This is a genomic window from Nisaea denitrificans DSM 18348 (genome assembly GCF_000426505.1).
Lineage (GTDB): Bacteria > Pseudomonadota > Alphaproteobacteria > Thalassobaculales > Thalassobaculaceae > Nisaea > Nisaea denitrificans.
This window is the reverse complement of sequence record NZ_KE384531.1, coordinates 110,656-130,594: the sequence shown is the minus strand read 5'-3', so window position 1 is coordinate 130,594 and position 19,939 is coordinate 110,656. Positions and strand designations below refer to the sequence as shown.

Here is a 19,939-nt window from a genome sequence, read left to right as displayed (position 1 = left end):
TTCCCGCCTCCTAGGCTCCGATCAGAAAAACGGCCTTGAGGGCGCATAAGTCCATAAGAAAAATTGTCGTTTTTAGCTATTCTCCGGCCAGCGCTCCGAGGGACGCGGTCAGAGCCTGATCATTGGCACTCGCCGCCTCTGCCGGGCCATCACCCGTCTGGACCGCATGTAGACTGCGGTAGCGGCCGTGCGGGCGGGCGAGCAGCTCCGCGTGGCTGCCCTCTTCAATAATACGACCTTCTTCAATGACGAGGATACGGTCGGCATTAACGATCGTTGCCAGGCGGTGGGCGATCACTAGCGTCGTGCGGCCGTCGGAAAGTTCGGCCAGCGATTGCTGAATGGCGCGCTCTGTCTCGGTGTCGAGGGCAGAGGTTGCCTCATCAAGAATCAGGATCGGCGGGTTCTTCAGGAATATCCGGGCAATGGCCAGTCTTTGCTTCTGCCCGCCGGAGAGTTTCACCCCGCGCTCGCCGATGACGGTGTCGAGACCATTAGGGAGCCCCGCGATCACATCGTCGAGCCGGGCACGCCGCACCGCTTCTGCGATCTCTTCCTCTGCCGCGTCCAGTTTGCCATAGGCGATGTTTTCCCGGATTGTACCGGCGAACAGGAAGACATCCTGCTGCACGATGCCGATATTGGAGCGCAACGATTTCAGTGTCAGGGCGCCGGTGTCGATACCGTCGATGGTGATCGATCCACCGCTGATCTCATAAAAGCGCGGCAGCAACGAACAAATCGTCGTCTTGCCTGCCCCGGAAGGGCCGACAAAGGCGATGGTCTCCCCCGCCTTGATGGAAAGACTCAGATCCTCGAAGACCGGCGAGCCCGGCTGATAGTCGAACCGCACGGCACGATATTCGATATCACCCTTGAGACGGTCGACGGTTTGCGCATCGGAGCGGTTTGTGATGTCTGGCCGAGTGTCGAGAAACTGCGCGTAGCGCTGGAACCCGGCGAAGCCCTTCGGATAGGTTTCGATGACCGAGTTGATCTTCTCTACCGGCCGGAAGAACACGCCAATCAACAACAGAAAGCCGACGAAACCGCCTGCCGTAAGTTCCTCATGCACGACGAACCAGGCGCCGGCCAACATGACCACGACCTGCACGAAACGCATGGACAGGTAAGAGAGCGACATCGAGGCCGCCATCACCTTGTAGGCTTCGAGTTTGGTGGTGAGGTAACCGGCATTGTTCTCGGCAAACAGCTTGCGTTCGTGATCTTCGTTGGTGAAGGCCTGCACCACACGAATGCCGCCGATATTCTCCTCAATGCGGGCATTGAAGTCAGCGACCCGGCCGTAGAGCGCATGCCATGTCCTGGTCATCCGTCGGCCGTAACGTGTCGTCACCCATGCCGTCAGCGGGACGATCAGGGCCGTCAGGATCGCCAACGGCACATGCACCCAGAGCATCAGCACGAAAGCACCGATCAATGTCATCAGCGCAATGAACAGATCCTCGGGGCCGTGATGGGCCACCTCGCCGATCTCTTCCAGGTCCTTGGTCAGCCGCGCCACCAGATGGCCGGTCTTCTGGTTGTCGAAGAACCCGAAGGACAGCTTCTGAAGATGATCGAAGGCTTTCCGCCGCATCTCCGTTTCGATCTTGATGCCCAGCATATGCCCCCAATAGGTGACGATGACCTGGAGCCCGGCATTCAGCATATAGATGAGAAGCAAGCCCAGCGCCGCGAGCGAGATCAGCCCGAGCTGGTTGGTCGGCAGCAGCCGGTCGATGAAGATCGTTACCGCGATCGGAAAAGCCAGCTCCAGCACCCCGGCCACCACCGCACTGGAAAAATCGAGCGCGAACAGGCCCCGATGCGGTCGATAATAGGCAGCGAAGCGCTTCAGCAGATCGGTCACGGCGTGAGCCTTGTCGTATGTGTGAATGAGGAACCGTTAACCCGAGGAATCGGAATTGGGGCGGCCGCAGAATTGTCATTAACAGGCGTCTCCGCATCTGTCACGGATGCCAGCCGATCACTCCATACGATCAACGGCGTACTGCGCCGTGCAGGAAAAAATCCCAGATCTTTGCGAGAATGGATTTTTCACGGCTCGTCGCCGGTATTCCCCGAACTATTCTCGCGTTACTACGCTGGAGAAGATCGGCAAACGCTATCTAAGTTTTTGAAAGGAATGGTGCTGCCGGAGTGATTTGAACACTCGACCTCTCCCTTACCAAGGGAGTGCTCTACCCCTGAGCTACGGCAGCATCTTGCGGCGAAAAAGCCTGCAGCGAGGAAGGCCCCTCGCAAAGCGCGGCGGAACATGCCACAGGGACTCCTGAGGTGCAAGTACGTTTCTTGACTGGAAATCACGACCCTCTCGCGGCATTCTCCGGCCATGGCAAAGCCCCCGAAAACAGCCGCTTCGGGCGACCAGAAGACCGAGGCTGATCTGCGCGCCGAGCGCCGCGCCGCCGCGCTGCGTGCGAATCTGCACCGCCGCAAGGCCCAGGCACGCCAGCGCACTGACGAAGCTGACGCGTCTTCATCCGGCGCAAAGAAAGATAACGCGCAGTGACGCACGGCTGTCCGAGGGGCAACGCCCCTGACAGGCCGTGATTTAATCGCCGCCACTGCAAAAGGCCCAAAATCCTGCCGCATTCTCGGTAAAAGCTCTGCTTACGCGGGCTTGTGAGAGCGTGCGGGGATAAAGTAAAACAAATCGGGGATCGGTGCCGTTCGGATTGGATCGGATCGGCCCGCATGAAAACTGGGGACCTTGATGGACAAATTGGTGATCAGGGGCGGCACGCCGCTCAAAGGGCAGATTCCGATCAGCGGAGCGAAGAACGCCGCATTGCCGTTGATGGCAGCAACCTTGCTCACGGACCAGCCGGTCACCCTGACCAACATGCCCAAGCTTGCCGACATCCACTCCATGGCAGCCCTGCTGGATCAGCACGGCGTGAAGCGCAAGACCCAGGACGAGGCAAGCGGCGGGCAGACAGTCGACTTCCATGCAAAGACCATCGAAAGCACCACGGCGCCGTATGACCTTGTGCGCAAGATGCGGGCCTCCGTCCTGGTGCTCGGCCCACTGCTGGCCCGGGAAGGACAGGCCACAGTGTCGCTGCCCGGCGGCTGCGCTATCGGCAACCGGCCGGTAGACCTGCACCTGAAAGGCCTTGCCGAGCTCGGCGCGGAAGTCGCCCTGGAAGGCGGCTATGTGAAAGCGCAAGTCCCGTCCGGGCGTCTGCATGGCGGCCGTGTGGTGTTCCCTGTCGTTTCCGTTGGCGCCACCGAAAACCTGCTGATGGCAGCCTGCCTCGCGGACGGGGAGAGCATCCTGGTCAATGCGGCGCGCGAGCCGGAAATCACCGACCTTGCCGAATGCCTGATCGCCATGGGCGCGGAAATCGAGGGTCACGGCACCGATACCATCCGCATCCAGGGAAAAGATAAACTCGGCGGCGCTGTCCATAAGGTGGTGCCGGACCGGATCGAGACCGGCACCTATGTCATGGCCGCAGCCATCACCGGCGGCGATGTCGAGCTGACCAATACCCGCTCAGGCCTGCTCGAAAGCGTCTTCGAGATCCTGCGTGAGGCCGGCGTCACCATCGAGGAAGGCGAACGCTCCATCCGGGTCTCGGCGAAACGCGGCGGGCTCAAGGGCGTCGACGTCATGACCGAACCCTTCCCGGGCTTCCCGACCGATCTGCAGGCCCAGTTCATGACCTTGATGAGCGTCGCGAACGGTGCCTCCATGATCACCGAAACGATTTTCGAGAACCGCTTCATGCATGTGCCCGAGCTGGCCCGCATGGGTGCGAACATCAATGTGCATCACTCCTCCGCCCTGGTGCGCGGGGTCGACCGCCTGATCGGCGCGCCGGTGATGGCAACGGATCTGCGCGCATCGGTCAGTCTCGTGCTCGCCGCCATGGCGGCGGACGGCGAGACGGAAGTGAACAGGATCTATCATCTCGACCGCGGGTATGAGAATCTGGTCGAGAAACTGAGCGCCTGCGGCGCCAACATTCGCCGTGTCACGACGAATGCGGACGCACCCGCGGAAGAAGAAACCGTCTGATTGGCAGGACCTATGGCACCCAGAGACATCAGCCTGCTTGAAGTGGGCGACAAGCCGTTCCGGGTCCGGGCTGAGGATGCCGAAGATCTGGCTGTGGCAGCGAGTTTGCTGCAGGACGCCCTGTTGCCGGTCCGTGAGATGACGTTCGAGGAAAAGGACGGCCGTTTTGCCATGGTCGTCCAGCGCTACAAGTGGGAGACCGCGCCATCAGCAGATACGGTCCCCGCTGACGGCGACACGCTCTACAGCGAGAGAGTGCATTGTGGCATCCGTTTCGAAGGGGTCGGCGCGGTCCGCACCCATGGCCTTGATCGGGGCAAGCGGGAGCGCATCCTGAACCTGCTCACCATACACGCATCGCCGGGACAGATTGACCTCGCCTTTGCCGACAACGTGACCATTCGACTCGCAGTTGACCGCATCCTGTGCCATATCGAGGACCTCGGCGAGCCTTGGCCGACCGTCTTCACCCCGTCCCATCCCGATTCCGACGATGAGACGGCTCCGGCGGACGAAGCCTCGGGCGCCTGATCGAACGGCCAGCCGGGCACGGCGGCGGCTGTCGGGCTAAAACAGGAGAGACGCGGTGACCGCGAACCAGCCACTGATCCTCGCCCTGCCGAAGGGCCGGATCCTGAAGGCCATCACGCCCATTCTAAAGCGGGCGGGGATTGAGCTTGAGGACGATTTTTTCAACGAATCTTCCCGGCGCCTTCAGTTTCATACCAATCAGGCGGATCTTGAAGTCATCCGCGTGCGCAGTTTCGACACGGCGACCTTCCTCGCCTTCGGCGCCGCTCATCTCGCCATTGCCGGCAGCGATGTGCTGATGGAATTCGACCATCCGGAAATCTATGCGCCGGTCGACCTCAATGTCGGGCACTGCCGCCTTGCCGTTGCCGAGCCGGCGGAGCTTGCCGCGAAAGAGAACCCGCAGCACTGGAGCCACCTCCGGATCGCCACGAAATACCCGAACGTCACCAGGCGCCACTTCGCCGCCCGTGGCGTGCAGGCGGAATGCATCAAGCTGAACGGCGCCATGGAGCTGGCGCCGGGTCTCGGCCTTTGCCGCCGCATTGTGGATCTGGTCGAGACCGGCTCCACCCTGAAGGCAAACGGGCTGGTCGAGGTCGAACAGATCGCCGCCGTCAGTGCCCGCCTTGCCGTCAACCGGGCCGCCCTGAAAACTCGGCCGGGCCCTGTGAAGGATCTGGTCGATCGCATCGGGGAGGCAGCCCTTGCCGCGTAAACTGATTGCCGGTGCGCCGGATTTCGATGGCGCATTCGAAGAGCTGGTCGGTTCCAAGCGGGAAACCGACAGCGATGTCTCCGATACCGTCGCCGGTATTATCGCCGATGTAATCGCACGCGGCGACGCCGCGCTGATCGATCTCAGCCGCAAGTTCGACAATATCGATCTGGCGGAAACTGGGATTGCCATCTCGGCCGAAGAAATCGCACGCGCGCGTTCCGCCTGTTCCGCCGGGACACTTGCCGCACTGGAAAAGGCAGCGGAGCGGATCGAGGCTTTTCACAAGGCGCAACTGCCGGAAAGCATCGACTATACGGATGCGGACGGCGTTGGCCTCGGCCTGCGGCATACCCCGGTTGATGCGGTCGGCCTCTATGTGCCGGGCGGCAAGGCCGCTTATCCGAGCTCCGTGCTGATGAACGCCATGCCGGCCAAGGTCGCGGGCGTGCCACGCCGGGTCATGATGGTGCCGACACCGGGTAACGAGATCAATCCGCTGGTGCTTGCCGCCGCCGAGCTTGGCGGGATTACCGAGATTTACCGGGTGGGCGGCGCTCAGGCCGTGGCCGCGATGGCTTACGGCACCGAGAGCATAAAGCCGGTCGACAAGATCATCGGCCCCGGCAACGCATATGTCGCCGCGGCCAAGCGTCAGGTGTTCGGCAAGGTCGGCATCGACTCCATCGCCGGCCCGTCGGAAATCCTGGTGGTCGCGGATGCCGAGAACGATCCTTCATGGATCGCCATCGATCTGCTGTCCCAGGCAGAACATGACGAGGTTGCCCAGTCGATCCTGATTACCGACGACGCTGAATTCGCCGGCAAGGTCGAGGCGGCGATTTCCGAGCATCTTTCCACCCTGCCCCGCGCCAATATCGCGGCCGCGAGCTGGAACAACCATGGTGCGGTCATTGTGGTCGAGGATCTTGAGGACGCAATCCCATTGGTGGACCGGCTGGCACCGGAGCATCTGGAGCTTGCCGTCTCCGATCCGGATGCCATGGCAGCGAAGATCCGCCACGCGGGGGCCATGTTCCTTGGCCGCCACACACCGGAAGCCATCGGCGATTATGTCGCCGGCCCGAACCATGTGCTGCCGACGGCTCGGACCGCGCGCTTTTCCTCCGGCCTTGGCGTGCTGGATTTCCTGAAGCGGACCACCTGGGTGAAATGCGATCCGGCCAGTCTCGCCGCGATCGGCCCGGCCGCCGTAACCCTGGCGGAAGCGGAAGGGCTCGGCGCCCACGCTCGTTCCGTCGCTATCCGTCTTGGAGCAGCCGCCGAGTAGGCGGCATCAAGCCATGGCGCGCGATTTCGGCGACGGCCCGATCGAGGAAGACGAGGATGCGGGCCGCGCCAATGCCCGCATTTCCAAGATCGAGCTTGATGAACCGGCCGTAATCCGGCGCAGTCCCGAGGTCGAGCACGAGCGCGCCGTCGCAATCTACGACCTGCTGGAAGATAACTGCTTTGCCCCGGCCGGCGACGATCAGGGCGGTCCCTACGAGCTGAGATTGCGGATCGAGGAAAATCGCCTGCTGTTCGACATCACCGACCCGGAGCGGGGTGGCAATTACCAGATCTGGCTCGCGATGTCGCCGTTCCGCCGCGTGGTACGGGACTATTTCAAGATCTGCGAGAGCTATTACGACGCCATCAAAAGGCTGAACCCGTCCCAGATCGAGGCCATCGACATGGGGCGGCGCGGACTTCATAACGATGGCTCGACGCTTCTGATGGAACGGCTGTCCGGCAAGGTCGATATCGATTTTGATACCGCCCGGCGGCTCTTTACCCTCATCTGCGTTCTTCATATCCGGGGCTGAGCCGGACATGACGGATCGCCCCTCACCCCCCGACGCCCCGTCACCTCTGGGCGAGCCCATCGATGAGCCGAGCGCGGTCTTGTTCGCCTGCACCCAGAACGCCGTCCGCTCACCCATGGCCGAAGCGATCATGAAGCATCTGATCGGCATGAAGGCCTATGTGGATTCCTGCGGCGTGCGGAATGGCGATCTCGATCCCTTTGCAGTCGAGGTTCTGAAGGAAGTCGGTATCGATATCTCGCGCCACGCGCCGAAGAGTTTCGATCAGATGGAGGACGATTTCTTCGATGTCATCGTCTCGCTGTCACCGGAAGCACAACACCGGGCCATCGAAATGACACGGACAATGGCGTGCGATATCGAATATTGGCCAATGCTGGACGCCACCATCATCGAAGGCTCGCGTGACGTGCGTCTCGACGCGTACCGGCAGGTTCGCGATGAGCTGATGCGGCGCATCAGGAAGCGGTTCGCGGCGCTGCTGGATGAAAACAAAACAGCTGAATAACCCGTGCGCAGCCCGGTCATGCTCAGAAAAGGCCTTGACCCGCTGCACTCCACGGCGCACTTAGTTGCCCGACTTTTAAGACTTGAAGGAGCAGGAATGCCGAAAGAAGACGTTATTGAATTTTCCGGGACCGTTTCGGAACTCCTTCCGAACGCTATGTTCCGGGTGAAGCTGGACAATGAACACGAAGTGCTCGCCCATACCAGCGGCAAGATGCGCAAGAACCGGATCCGGGTTTTGGCCGGTGATCGGGTGAACGTGGAAATGACCCCGTACGATCTGACCAAAGGTCGTATCACTTTCCGCTTCAAGTAACTCTTCAGAGGTGACGGCCATGTCTGGCCCCCTTCGATTGCGCGCCCCTTCCGGCGCGCATTTCGTTTTGGCCTCCGCCTCGCCGCGAAGGCTGGATCTGCTCGCCCGCATCGGGCTTGTCCCAGATGCCGTCAGTCCCGCCGATATCGACGAGACCCCGAAGCCCCGCGAATTGCCGGATGCCTATGCCGAACGCGTTGCCTGGGAAAAGGCCAACACGGTCGCAGCCGCGCATCCTGATGCTTTCATTCTGGCCGCCGACACCGTTGTCGCCAGCGGGCGCCGAATCCTGCCTAAAGCCGAGACAGAGGCCGAGGCTCGCAAATGCCTCGGGCACCTTTCCGGCCGCCGTCACAAGGTCATCGGTGCAATTCGGCTGATCGCACCCGGTGGTGAGACACGCAGCCGGATCGCCACCACGACGGTCGCCTTCAAACGGCTGACCGACATGGAAATCGACAGCTATATCGCGTCCGGCGAATGGGACGGCAAGGCTGGCGGCTATGCCATTCAGGGCATGGCAGCGATCTATATCCGCATGCTCTCCGGTTCCCATTCGAACGTGGTCGGCCTCGACCTTTATGAAACCCATGCTCTTTTGGCCGGGCTCGGCTTCCGCTACGGTGGGAGCCATGCATGACCCCGACCGCCTGATCATCGACCGCTCGCCTGGCGAGACCCGGATTGCCGGGCTCGCGGACGGCACACTGACCGACCTATGGATCGACCGTATTGGTGGCGCGGCCCGGCGGGCCGGCGAAATCGTTATTGCCCGCGTTACCGCCGTCCGGCCAGAGCTGAACGCAGCCTTCGTCGATCTCGGCCATGGCGAGGCGTTCCTGAAGCTCGGCAAGAAGGCGCCGCCGCCGGAAGGTTCACTCGTCGCCGTTACGGTGACGACCGACGCCGCAGGGCGCAAACAGCCTCAGGCAGCACGGCAGATCGTGCTTGCGGGACGGTTTGTCAGTCTGCGGCCGGACGAGCCCGAATTTGCAATCGCCGGCACACTCAAAGCCAAAGGCAAGCGGGAACGGCTGAAAGCCCTTTTGCAGCCACTCCTGCCACCCGACATCGGCCTGCTGGTCTCAGCAAAAGCCGCCGAAGCCGACGATATTCAGCTGATTACCGACCTGACCGCGCTGCTGACCGAATGGAAAGCGGTCGACGATGCGCTTGCCGCAGGCGACGGCCCTAAAATTGTACGTGCGGCACCTGACCTTGAGTCCCGGATCCGAACAGCCTTCCCCAGCGCCGCGCTTGCGGAAAGCAGTAACGGATCGCTCTTCGTTGAAGAGGATATCGACAGCCAGATCGACCGGGCGCTTGCACGCCGCCTGCAACTCTCCAATGGCATTGCGCTCACCTTCGACGAGACAGAAGCACTGGTCGCCATCGACGTAGACATCGCGGGGGCTTCGGCCAGCCTGAAGGCCTGGCCCCAGCTTTTCGAAGGCATGACCGGAGACCTTGCCGCCGAGATCCGGCTACGCCGCCTCTCAGGCCTTGTTCTGGTGGATTTCCCGAAACTTCCGCTGAAATCGGACCGGGACCGTGTCGCTGAAGCGATGCAGGCCGCTTTTGAGGACTGGCCGTCCCTGATGCAGGAACAACCTCCGCAGGTGCTCGGCTGGACCCGGAGCGGTGTGCTGGAAATCACCGTGACCCGGACCGGACGGTCGCTGCGCGACGATATGATGCGCCCCGTCGAGCAGCACCCGCGCGCCGCCACGATTGCGCTTGAAGCATTGCGCCGGCTGCTGCGTGAAACGCAGGGCATCGCGCAGCCGGAAATGATCTGCGCTCAGGACGTAGCGGACTGGCTTGACGGACCCGGACGCAAGGCTCTCGGAGAGACAAAAGACAAACTGGGCGGTTTCCTGAAACTGACGCCCGATCCGGCATTCCGGCTGGACCAGATCGAAATCGGCCCGGCGCGGCGATAAAACGGGGGAACGGGTCCATGGGCGATATCAGCACGTTCGACAAAAAGAAGCGCAAGCGCAAGGCCGGCTGCGCGATCTGCGGCAAACCGATGGTGACCGAATTCCGGCCATTCTGTTCGGACCGTTGCAAGACCATCGATCTCGGCCGCTGGCTCGGTGGCGATTACCGGCTGCAGACAAACGAGGTTCCCGACGAAGGTGAGTTGCTCGATCTCGCCCGGGCAATGGAAGAACGCAAAGACCGCTAGCGCGTCAGGCCTGACACCAGAACTGGTACATCGCCAGAAAACTGTCCGGGTATTCCCGCTCAAGCACATCCCAGTTGGCCGGGCTCGTTGCCGCCGGATCGTTCGGAAACCGCTCCCGGTAAAGTGCCTTCAGAGCCGCCGTCGCAGTTTCGACCCCAACCAGATTCAAATCCAGCTCCGCAATAGCCGCACCGATTTCCGGCCAGCCATAGCGCACCTCGCGCCGGTGAAAGAGCAGGTCCCGGCAGCCGCTCAGAGAGTAGAAATCACCGGTCTGCCAGACAATAGCGGCCGGGTCGTCTTCCCCGAGTTTCAGAATCTCGTTCCGACGACGACGAATCTCCGCCGAAATCCCGGCTTCATCTTTAGCCTCGATCTCTGCCTGCAATTTGGCGAAACGGGCACGGGCGATGTCACTGTAAAGCGCGACCCGCATAAGGCCGCCCGGCTTCAGCAAACCGCGCAGGGCTTTCCAGCCCGCCATCGGGTCCGCCATATGGTGCAGCACGCCGGAGCACTCGATCACATCGAAACGCTCCTCGAGGGCGCCCAGTCCCAGAATATCGGCCTGGGCGAAGCGGATGTTCGTGCGCCCCAGCCCCTCTGCCATGCGCGCCGCATAGCCGAGCGACCGGCGGCTGAGATCGATAGCCGTGACCTCGACGCCCTCGTAACGCGCCGCTGTCTGGATTGCATGCCGCCCGGTACCACAACCGGCAACCAGCAGCCTTGGACGGGCCGTATCGATGCTGTCAAACCGGATGGCCGGAAAGCGCTCACGAAGATGAGCATCCAGCGGTTTGCGCCGGATCTGGCCGTCGACACTGCGCCAACGCGGATAAGGATGGATCTCGTACTGATCGCGCACCCTCTCCGAAGTCGCATCCTCGCCCATCGGGGTCAGCGCGGGCAGTGCGCCCGCCAGCACCTTTTCCGCCGTCGGCTCCGTGACCGCTCGCTCGAATACGAGCGCTGCCGTGCCGCCCTCTGCGCCATCCCTCAGAGCTTTGATCGCGGCCGGAATGCTCGCCGGATCCCGGTACAGGGTAATCAACAGCGCTTGTTCCAGGTTAAGCGCATCCTGTGAAAGAAACGCGGCTACCGCCTGGGATTCATCCGCCGCTTCCATCCAGGCATATTCCGCAGTCATCGCCTGCAACGCCAGAGCGGCAAGCGTGCCTGTTTTCGCCGCGCCCACTCCTTCGAGCATCAACCGACGACGCTCTGCGGTCATCCAGGCTTCCAGCCGTGGATCAGGCAGCGTGGTCCAGACAAGCAGAAGCTCCAGCAACGGATCATCTGGAAAAGGCGGAGGGACATCACCATCCTCGCGTAGCCAGCGCCAGGCCGTGTCCGCTCCTTTGGCATAGGCTTTATTCGCGAGCACAAGGGATAAGGCAGCCGGAGCCAGCCGCTGCAGATCAATATCCCGACGTGCAAACAGGCTGGACATCAGAGCCTTCGTTTTTGCATCCGGGCTTGTGAAGCGCAGACTGGCAAGCGCATCCAGCATCTCCACCAGATACCCTGCGTCGGGGGCACGCCGGTGTGCGCTTTCGAAATGCCGCACCGCTCCGGCACCATCGCCGAGCGCGCCCAGCACCCGCGCGAGATTGCCCTCCGCAACGGCATAGTCCGGCGCAAGCTTGAGGGCGCGGCGATAAGCTTGCGCCGCCTCTTTCAGGCGCCCGGCTGCTTTCAATGCAACCCCGAGATTGTTCTGGAGTTCCGGCTGACGGGGGTTGGCGCGCGCAACCTCGGCGAAGATCTCGGCCGCCGCTCCAGCGCGCCCCTGCCGCATCAAGGCCGATGCCTCGCGCAGCCGCACCATCGGATCGGAGACCATCATTGCTCAGTCATCGACATGCAGGTCGAATGCAATGCTGATCCGCTCTCCGCCGCCCCGGAACGGCACCGTGCTGTGCCAGACATAGGAGGGAAAGACCACAGCCATGCCAAGTTCCGGACAGACCGCGTCGAGCGGACGCGTGCCGCGATGGGGAATGCCATAGCCCGGCCGATTGAACTCCAGCCACCCTGCCCGCTCCTCATCGTCAGGCGACACCGTCTCCGGGATTGCCGCGTAATAGGTCCCGCTGAGCCAGCCCGCATTATGGATATGGGCGCTCTGATGCCCTTCGTCGCCAAGGATATTGGCCCAGATATTGACGGCATAGCGCTCCGGAATACGGGCGAAGAATGGATGCGACCGGTCCTTCGCCAAACCGGCGATATACTCATTGAGGCCTTCCGACAGCATACGCTCGAACGCGGCAATGGCCGGGCCTTTATGGTCAAAGAGCTGCGGCACAAAGGCGCCGCCCCGGATCGCCCGGCGCAGCGGATCAAGCTCGCCGGAGATATTCGGGTGGTTGCGTATTTCCTCAGACAGCGCCGCGTTGAACTCCGCGTGATCCGCATAACCTGCAGGCACGGGGAAGCGGATTGGTCGGGTCGCGTTGCCTTGGGCGATCAACCGGTCAACCTCGTCATACCGCCCGAGTTCCTCAAGTGCTATGGATTGGTAGGCCGTCGCCCGGACATGAGTGGGGTGACGCTCCAGCACACGCTCCGTCGCCACCAACGCGCCCTTCACATCACCTTCGATCAACAATGCCTGGGCCAGATTGTTCGCCGCCGCGACATTTCCCGGCTGCCCAATCAGTGCCCGGGCATAAGCGCGCGCCGCCGCACCCGTTTTCTTATCCAGCTGTAACTGATTGCCGATGCCGACAAATGGGCCGGTATTGGCCGGGTCGGTCATCAGGGAACGACGCCAGGCTGCCGTCGCAGCATCCGGCTGCTGGCGGGCATCCAGAACATCGCCGCGCGCATTCCACGCCTGCATGAAGTCCGGCGCGCTGCGGATCGCCGCAGATGTCAGTCTGTCGGCATCTTCAAGCTCGCCCCGTTTCAGGTGAATCCGGGCGCGCAGCGTGGCTGCAGGCGGATTGCCGGGGTCGATTTCCAGAATCCGGTCATAGATATCCGCAGCCGCCTGATCACGGCCGGCATTCTGGTGTGAAATCGCGAGCGATAAAGCCTCGGATAACTGCATTGGTGCGCCACTCCCCGGCAAGCTGATCCTTGGATAGCGCCGATGTGCCGCGCCATCAAGCGGGCCACGAAAAAAAGCACTTATTGGGCGCTGGACAGCCCCAAAGATATCTTCTATACACCTGCCTCTCGTCGGTTCTGCGGCGCTTGCGCGGCGGCATCGACAGTGTGCCCAGGTAGCTCAGTTGGTAGAGCAGCGGATTGAAAATCCGCGTGTCGGTGGTTCGAATCCGCCCCTGGGCACCACTACTCCCTTCCCCATCGCCACAATCATCTACGCAAAATCAGGCTCGCATAGCGCGTCGCCTCCAGCCGCTTCGCGGCATCCGCGTATTCCTCGCACAACTTGAGTCAGCACCGGTTGCCGTGTCGGAGATTTTCGACGCCCGATTTTTCCGCATCGCAGCATAACTGTTGGAAAGCTTGGATTTCCGGGTCATGAGAACATCCATGCCGGATCCCCGGAGACGAAGGAGCAAGAAATGGATGTCATACGCACTAAAGCCGCGCTCCGCGCGCAGGTGGCCGCGTGGCAGCGCGCAGGCGAGACAGTCGCTCTGACACCGACCATGGGGGCCGTTCATGAAGGCCACCTGTCACTGGTCCGGCTTGGTCTGGAACGGGCCGAGCGCTGTGTTGCCACAATCTTCGTCAATCCGCGCCAGTTCGGCCCAAACGAGGATTTCGAGACCTACCCTCGTGATGAGGAAGGGGATCTCGCCAAATTCATGTCCGCGGGCTGCGATGCCGTCTATATGCCGGATCCAGGCGAGATGTATGCCGCCGGCTACAAGACAGAAGTAATTGTGCACGACATCTCCGAGGTCATGGAAGGGGCGAGCCGGCCGGGCTTCTTCACCGGGGTGGCGACCGTGGTCTCCAAGCTCCTCATCCAGTCGCTTCCGGACATCGCTATTTTCGGCGAGAAAGACTTCCAGCAACTGACCGTGATCCGAACAATGGCCCGCGACCTGGATCTGCCGATCGAGATTCTCGGGGCGCCGACGGTCCGTGAAGCCGATGGTCTGGCCTTGTCCTCGCGCAATGCCTATCTCGATCCGGAACAAAGGGGCACCGCCCCGGCCCTTCACCGCGCCATGATCGCGGCGGCCGAGGCCGTCCGCGCCGGTGCCAATCCGCGCGCCGCTGCGGCCAAAGCGCGCGAAGACGCCCTCGCGGCCGGTTTCGACGACGTGATCTATATCGACATTCGCGATCAGGACAGTTTCACCCAAGCGGAAGCCCCTGCGGAGAATTTGCGGATCTTCGCCGCCGCCTTGCTGGGCAACTGCCGTCTGATCGACAATCTGGGGATCTGATCGGACTCGCGCCACACGCTGTTCGTTTGCGGTATGCTTCCATCCTCAAAGTCGCGAACAAGCGAACAAAGAGGAGGAAGCACAATGGCTATCGAAACGCCGAACTATCCCGACCATGCGGGGCTGGGACCTCTCGACTCGCGGATGGTGGACCCGGAGCGGTTGTCCTGGACTCCGACGCGCTTCGAAGGCGTCGACATGAAGATTTTGATGGAGGACAAGGAGACCGGCCTGATGACGGCGCTCTTCCGCTGGGAGCCCGGAGCGGTTCTCCCCTTCCATGAACATGTCGAAATCGAGCAGACCTATATGCTTGAAGGCCGCCTCGAGGACGAGCAAGGGTCGATCGGCCCGGGAGAGTACGCCTGGCGGCCGACGGGCAGCAGACATGTCGCGCGTGCCCCGGACGGCGCGCTCATGCTCAGCATCTTCCACAAACCGAACCAGTTCCTCGACGCGAGCGATTGAACGTTATTTCACCTGACCGCTAATGCAGCGAAGAACCAGGACCTTCCAATTTATCGGACCTTTGGCTCAAGCCGCTGGCATCTGCATACCAAGAAGCGACGACTCATTCAGGAAACAGAGACGCTAATGAATATTATAATGCGTCGCCTCGACAAGGAGACACGCACTCAAAGTTCGCAATAGAGTTTGGAATCGTTGCCATCCCGCCACTACTGATAATTCAGATTCAATTTTAGAAAACCCAAAGACATTAACGTTTCGCGCCACCCTATCAATTTAAGCTTGTCGAAAGACTTCCTTCACTTATTCTTGATACGAAAATAGAAATATTAGTTTTACTTTTTTTGGCCCTTTATGCCGAACGACGAACGACATTATGCCAGCTCCGTAGCGGACGCCTCGCTCCTGACTCACCCGGAACATCGAGCGCTGTTCGATCATTGGGCTGAGAATAGGAGCGGCGAGAAGGTGCCCCTACGCGGCAGTTTCGATCCGCTCACCTTTCACCGCTCGATGCCGCGCATGGCGATCATCGAACGGAGCGGCACGAAAGACGCCCCGATCTTCCGTTATCGCCTTGCAGGGACCGAAATCGTCAGGCGGGCGGGACGAGACCCGACCGGCAAGAGTTTCGAGGAACTCTATGAAGGAAGCTATCTCGAGACAGCGAACCAGACCTATCTTGAGATCGTGGAGAACGGGCAAGCCCACTTTTCCCAGCGGGTTTATCCCATTGGCGATGGAAGCAGCAGCCTACGCTACGATCGTCTGATCCTGCCCTACAGCTCACACGGATCGGCGATCGACCAATTCGTGCTCCTGATTGTCGTCGTCGAACAGGACACCCCGAAAAAACAGATCGGCAGTTTTTCCATTTTCGGCGGGCGAGAAAACACCTGAGCATCCAGCTACACATAAAAAAACAGGCGCCTTCAAGGCGCCCGTTTCTTTAGCCTGATCTGTTGATTTACGTCAGAGCGCTTCGTCGACCCACTGCTGAAGCTGTGCCTTCGGCATCGCGCCCATCTTGGTCGCGGCAACCTGGCCGTCCTTGAACAGGATCAGGGTCGGGATGCCACGGACGCCGTATTGCTGCGGGATCTGCGGGTTTTCGTCGATATTGATCTTGGCGACGGTAACCCGATCACCCATCGACTGCGCCATTTCCTCAAGAGCCGGGGCAATGGCCTTGCAGGGGCCGCACCATTCGGCCCAGAAATCGACCAGAACCGGTTTGTCGGAATTCAGAACGCTGTCGGAAAAGCTGGAGTCGGTGACTTTAACCGTCGACATGGGGCAATCCTCGTTTGACTCATCTCACATGCCGGGCTCGACCCTCGCATGGACAGTGAATCTAGGAAGCCGGAACACCCGCGTCAAGGCAACGGGTGTCGCGTTCAAATTTCCGGAATGAAATCAAAGGCTGCCTTATCCAGCGACGGAGCCCGGACCATATCCGTCGAGCAAATCACCCGGCAAATCGGTCAGAAACGGCCCGTCCGTCCAGAGCAAAAGGCATCGTACCTCACGGCCTTCGAACATTCGGGCAAGCAGCGCCCGATAAGCCGCCATCTGCTTTAGATAGGCTGCAGGCACGTCCTCCAGCCGCTCCGGCGGCGGCCGGTTGGTCTTGAAATCCACCACCGTCACCCGGCCCGCCTCGACCAGCAGACGGTCAATCTGCCCCGAGACTACCGTCACCTCGCTCCCCCCGGTCCCGACCTGTCCGACAATCGGCACTTCCGCGCGTGAGCCCGGTGCAAACAGTCCGGCCCAGTCCGGATGTTCCAGCACGGTCATGATCTCGTTGACATAACGCGCGGCAAGCCCCGGCGCGAGCCCGTGAACGGGACGCTGCAGGAATGCCAGTCCTGCCTCCTTGCGCCTTTCGGCGGGAAGATCAGGCAGTACCTGAAGCAAACGATGCAACAACTGCCCACGCTTGAACCGGCCTTCGTCGGCCGCAGAGAGCGGCGAGCGGGTGGCCGGCTCCTGCTCGCTCGGACGGGACGGCATCAGAGGACGCGGCGGTACCGGCTCCGGCGCGGGCTGTGCCAGCGCCCAGAGCGGCAATGGCGGCTTCTCGGAGACCTTAGCCGCCTCCGTAGCCTTTGCTTCCACCGTCCGCTCCTGCGGCGTCTCATAGCGCAGCACCGGCAGGTCGGACCCGGCAGATCCGGAAACGACGGGATCTTCCACTGGCGTTGCCATCTCGCTCAACGCATTTCGGATCAACTCGTACCAGTTGCCTTCCGGCGCCCGCTGTTTTGTCGCCCAGCCGCCGACATAAAGCCGGTCCTCCGCCCGCGTCATCGCGACATAGAGCAGACGGCGGTATTCCTCGTTCCGCTTGCGCTCCGCCCCTTCCTTCGCCGCCGTGCTGGCGGGTGCATCCTCAGGCTTGGCCGGAGCACAGAGAGGCACCGGCACGCCGTCCTCCCGCTCGCCCCAGAGAATCTTCGCCGTGCCGCGCGGCAACTGCAATGTGTCCGGCATGAAGACGATCGGCGCCTGCAGGCCTTTCGAGCCATGCACGGTCATCACCCGGACGCGGCCACCCTCGCCGCCTTCCATGTCCCGTTTGATGTCGCTCTCGGAGGCTTCCAGCCAATGCAGGAAGCCCTGCAGGGAGGCGACATGGCCACGCTCATATTCCAGCGCCTGGGCCAGGAACTCGTCCAGCGGATCGGCGGCTTCAATGCCGAGCCGCTCGAGAATGCGCCGCCGTCCGCTCGGCTCACCCTCGGCAAGAATGCCGGCGAAAAGCTCATAGGGCGGTGTCGTGTCGGTTCGTGCGAGATAGGATGAGAGCAGCCTGTCCGCCCTTGCGAAGGACGAGTTCTCCGGCGCCCGGCGGCGCAGCTCGCGCCAGAGCCGGTGCTCCTTGCGGCCATGGGCGAGATCGAACAGCTCGTCCTCGTCGAGCCCGATCAGAGGGCTTTTCAGCACCGTCGCCAGGGTCAGATCGTCGTCCGGCAGCAGCAGAAACCGGCCGAGCGCGATCAGATCCATGACAGCGATCTGGTCGCTCAACACCATGCGATCGACGCCGGCAACGTCGATATCGCGTTCTTTCAGGGCGCGCACCATCTCGTGCACGAAACCGCCCCGGCGGCGGACCAGGATCATGATGTCCCCGGGTCCGACCGGGCGGCCCTTGGAGGGCAGCATTTCGCCCCGGTCGATCCACTGGTGAATGCGTCCGGCGATGGCCCCGGCGAGGCGGGAGGCAGGGTTGTCGAGGCCGCGCTGGGTAACCGGTACGGCCCAGGCGCCTTCATCCTCGCTCTCCACCGGCTCGAACGGCGGCCAAAGCTCGACCAGGCTGGCATCGCCGCTGCGGGATACGCCATGCCGGATCGACAGAAACTCGCCATCCACACCGGCCTCCAGCACGCCCTCAGCGGCGGGACGGCTGTTGAACAGGCGATCCACCAGGCCGAGCACGGCGGCGCCGGAGCGGAAAGACACTTCCAGATCGACCGAGGCCCAGCTCTTTGACGCCGTTTCCACCCGCGCCGCGAAGTGCCGCCGCATGCGCAGGAAGCCTTCCGGGTCGGCCCTTTGGAAGCTGAAGATCGACTGTTTGACGTCGCCCACCGCGAAGATGCTGCGCCCGGCCCCGCGCACTTCCTCGAAAGCGCCTTCGCCGGAGAAGAATTCCTCGGTCAGGGCACGCACCACGTCCCATTGCTCCGGGTTGGTGTCCTGCGCCTCGTCGATCAGGATATGGTCGAGCCCGCCATCCAGTTTAAACAGCACCCAGGCGGCGACACCGGGTCGGCGCAACAGCTCGCAGACGGTCGCGACCAGATCCTCGAAATCCACCAGCGCGCCACGCCGCTTTCCCCCTTCGTACTGTTTGAGTACGGCGGAAGCGATGCGCAGCACGGCGGCCGTTCGCTCCGCCAGTCCGATGGTGTTCAGCAGTTGGCGCACAGCGATCAGGCGTTCCGCCTCCCGCGCCATGACGGTCTCGATATCGGCGAATGCCTCGACGGCTTTCTTCGTGGCCAGCCGCTTGCGCATATCCCCGTCACCGGTGAGAAAGACCGAGCCGTAACTCTCGAAGAGATCGATCCTTGTATCGGGGTCAGCCGCCAGGAATGTCGCAAGGCTTTCCGCCCGCTCCGCATCCGTCTTGCTGCTGCCCGCAAGGGCCTCCATGGCCCGGCGCAGGCCGACCGCATCGAACGCCGTGTCGGACACAGCGCCCTGCATGACGCTCTCCCGACTCTCCCCCTCAGGCAGGTCGAGATGGGCGAGCAGCGCCGGTGTGATCTGCCCCGGCCCGCCGATACCTTCGAAGAAGCGGGCCAGCCGGGCCCGTTCCATCAGCAGCTCCGAGACGAGCCCGTCGAAGGTCTCTTCCGCGAAGCGCCTGTTGATCAGGCGCAGCGCCTCGCCGAGCGGACTTTCCGGCGCGGCGGACGCCGCATTCAAAACCCGATCTCGGGCATCGGAGAGCCGTTCGGCGGCCGTCCTGTCATCCATAACCTGGAAATGCGGCGGCAGACCAGCCTCCAGCGGGAAGCGCTTCAGCACGGCCTGGCAGAAAGCGTGAATGGTTTGGATCTTCAGGCCGCCCGGGGTGTCCAGCGTGCGGGCGAAGAGGCGCCGGGCAAGGGCGATCTGGTCCTGCATCGGCTGCCGTCCGAGCAACTTTTCGAGCTGCTCCGTCAATGCCGTTTCACCGATGACGGCCCACTCAGAGAGCTTCGCGGATATCCGCGCGGACATTTCCGCCGCCGCCGCCTTGGTGAAGGTCAGGCAGAGGATACGGCCCGGATCGGCGCCCGCCAGCAGCAGGTTCAGCACCCGGTCCGTCAGCACCTTTGTCTTGCCGGTTCCGGCAGAGGCCGCGACCCAGACCGAGGCGGCGGGATCGGCGGCACGGCGCTGAGCCAAGTCAGCCTCGGCGATCACCGCATTCGGATCATGCTCCGCCATCG

Annotated in this window: 19 protein-coding genes and 2 tRNA genes; 15 read left to right on the top strand and 6 right to left on the bottom strand. The window is 62.2% G+C overall.

Features of this window, described 5'->3' with window-relative positions:
* Positions 1–76 precede the first annotated feature (76 nt).
* Positions 77–1,873: an ABC transporter ATP-binding protein gene (locus tag K328_RS24680; protein WP_051285058.1), complete on the bottom strand. Its 1,797-nt coding sequence runs from the start codon at positions 1,871–1,873 to the stop codon at positions 77–79.
* A 277-nt stretch (positions 1,874–2,150) separates the two neighbouring features.
* A tRNA-Thr gene (locus K328_RS0117610) sits at positions 2,151–2,225 on the bottom strand.
* A 131-nt stretch (positions 2,226–2,356) separates the two neighbouring features.
* On the opposite strand from K328_RS0117610, the gene K328_RS0117605 reads away from it, so the two are divergent.
* The 11 genes from K328_RS0117605 to K328_RS0117555 all read left to right on the top strand — a co-directional run bounded on the left by K328_RS0117605 (position 2,357) and on the right by K328_RS0117555 (position 10,143).
* Positions 2,357–2,536 carry a hypothetical protein gene (locus K328_RS0117605; RefSeq protein WP_028467096.1) on the top strand — a complete coding sequence of 60 codons (180 nt, stop codon included), beginning with the start codon at positions 2,357–2,359 and terminating at the stop codon, positions 2,534–2,536.
* Positions 2,537–2,740: 204 nt separating this feature from the next.
* A complete protein-coding gene (murA, locus tag K328_RS0117600) occupies positions 2,741–4,051 on the top strand; it encodes a UDP-N-acetylglucosamine 1-carboxyvinyltransferase (RefSeq protein WP_028467095.1) in 1,311 nt (436 codons plus the stop codon).
* Between the two features lie 12 nt (positions 4,052–4,063).
* Positions 4,064–4,582, top strand: coding sequence for a DUF2948 family protein (locus tag K328_RS0117595; RefSeq protein ID WP_051285056.1), 519 nt, complete (start codon positions 4,064–4,066; stop codon positions 4,580–4,582).
* A gap of 55 nt (positions 4,583–4,637) precedes the next feature.
* Positions 4,638–5,300 carry an ATP phosphoribosyltransferase gene (gene hisG, locus K328_RS0117590; protein WP_028467093.1) on the top strand — a complete coding sequence of 221 codons (663 nt, stop codon included), beginning with the start codon at positions 4,638–4,640 and terminating at the stop codon, positions 5,298–5,300.
* Complete coding sequence (hisD, locus tag K328_RS0117585) at positions 5,290–6,591, top strand: histidinol dehydrogenase (protein WP_028467092.1); 1,302 nt, start codon at positions 5,290–5,292, stop codon at positions 6,589–6,591. Before hisG ends, hisD begins: the two co-directional genes overlap by 11 nt.
* A gap of 13 nt (positions 6,592–6,604) precedes the next feature.
* Complete coding sequence (locus tag K328_RS0117580) at positions 6,605–7,129, top strand: UPF0262 family protein (protein WP_084608383.1); 525 nt, start codon at positions 6,605–6,607, stop codon at positions 7,127–7,129.
* A gap of 7 nt (positions 7,130–7,136) precedes the next feature.
* Complete coding sequence (locus tag K328_RS0117575) at positions 7,137–7,637, top strand: arsenate-mycothiol transferase ArsC (RefSeq protein WP_156901453.1); 501 nt, start codon at positions 7,137–7,139, stop codon at positions 7,635–7,637.
* 96 nt (positions 7,638–7,733) lie between these two features.
* Positions 7,734–7,952 (top strand): translation initiation factor IF-1, encoded by a 219-nt coding sequence (infA, locus tag K328_RS0117570; protein ID WP_028467089.1) that lies wholly within the window; start codon positions 7,734–7,736, stop codon positions 7,950–7,952.
* A 19-nt stretch (positions 7,953–7,971) separates the two neighbouring features.
* Positions 7,972–8,592, top strand: coding sequence for a Maf family protein (locus K328_RS0117565; protein ID WP_051285054.1), 621 nt, complete (start codon positions 7,972–7,974; stop codon positions 8,590–8,592).
* Positions 8,585–9,895 carry a ribonuclease E/G gene (locus tag K328_RS0117560; RefSeq protein ID WP_028467087.1) on the top strand — a complete coding sequence of 437 codons (1,311 nt, stop codon included), beginning with the start codon at positions 8,585–8,587 and terminating at the stop codon, positions 9,893–9,895. The genes K328_RS0117565 and K328_RS0117560 overlap by 8 nt, the downstream gene beginning before the upstream one ends.
* Before the next feature lie 17 nt (positions 9,896–9,912).
* Positions 9,913–10,143, top strand: a complete 231-nt coding sequence (locus K328_RS0117555; RefSeq protein WP_028467086.1) for a DNA gyrase inhibitor YacG — start codon at positions 9,913–9,915, stop codon at positions 10,141–10,143.
* 4 nt (positions 10,144–10,147) lie between these two features.
* Here the strand turns inward: K328_RS0117555 and K328_RS0117550 are convergent, their stop codons facing one another.
* Positions 10,148–11,992: a class I SAM-dependent methyltransferase gene (locus tag K328_RS0117550; RefSeq protein WP_084608381.1), complete on the bottom strand. Its 1,845-nt coding sequence runs from the start codon at positions 11,990–11,992 to the stop codon at positions 10,148–10,150.
* Positions 11,993–11,995: 3 nt separating this feature from the next.
* On the bottom strand, positions 11,996–13,201 hold the full coding sequence (locus K328_RS0117545) for a putative 2OG-Fe(II) oxygenase (protein ID WP_028467084.1): 1,206 nt from the start codon (positions 13,199–13,201) through the stop codon (positions 11,996–11,998).
* A 169-nt stretch (positions 13,202–13,370) separates the two neighbouring features.
* Here K328_RS0117545 and K328_RS0117540 point away from each other — a divergent pair.
* The 4 genes from K328_RS0117540 to K328_RS25995 all read left to right on the top strand — a co-directional run bounded on the left by K328_RS0117540 (position 13,371) and on the right by K328_RS25995 (position 15,887).
* A tRNA-Phe gene (locus tag K328_RS0117540) sits at positions 13,371–13,446 on the top strand.
* Positions 13,447–13,682: 236 nt separating this feature from the next.
* The gene (gene panC / locus K328_RS0117535; protein WP_028467083.1) at positions 13,683–14,519 is read left to right on the top strand and encodes a pantoate--beta-alanine ligase; all 837 of its coding nucleotides are present in this window, start codon (positions 13,683–13,685) and stop codon (positions 14,517–14,519) included.
* A gap of 84 nt (positions 14,520–14,603) precedes the next feature.
* Positions 14,604–14,987, top strand: coding sequence for a cupin domain-containing protein (locus K328_RS0117530; protein ID WP_028467082.1), 384 nt, complete (start codon positions 14,604–14,606; stop codon positions 14,985–14,987).
* 354 nt (positions 14,988–15,341) lie between these two features.
* Entirely contained in the window at positions 15,342–15,887 is a 546-nt protein-coding gene (locus K328_RS25995; RefSeq protein ID WP_028467081.1) for a PAS domain-containing protein, read from the top strand.
* 72 nt (positions 15,888–15,959) lie between these two features.
* Here the strand turns inward: K328_RS25995 and trxA are convergent, their stop codons facing one another.
* Both trxA and addA read right to left on the bottom strand, forming a co-directional pair.
* A complete protein-coding gene (gene trxA, locus K328_RS0117520; RefSeq protein ID WP_028467080.1) occupies positions 15,960–16,280 on the bottom strand; it encodes a thioredoxin in 321 nt (106 codons plus the stop codon).
* A gap of 135 nt (positions 16,281–16,415) precedes the next feature.
* Positions 16,416–19,937, bottom strand: a complete 3,522-nt coding sequence (gene addA / locus K328_RS0117515) for a double-strand break repair helicase AddA (RefSeq protein ID WP_036554855.1) — start codon at positions 19,935–19,937, stop codon at positions 16,416–16,418.
* Positions 19,938–19,939 lie beyond the last annotated feature (2 nt).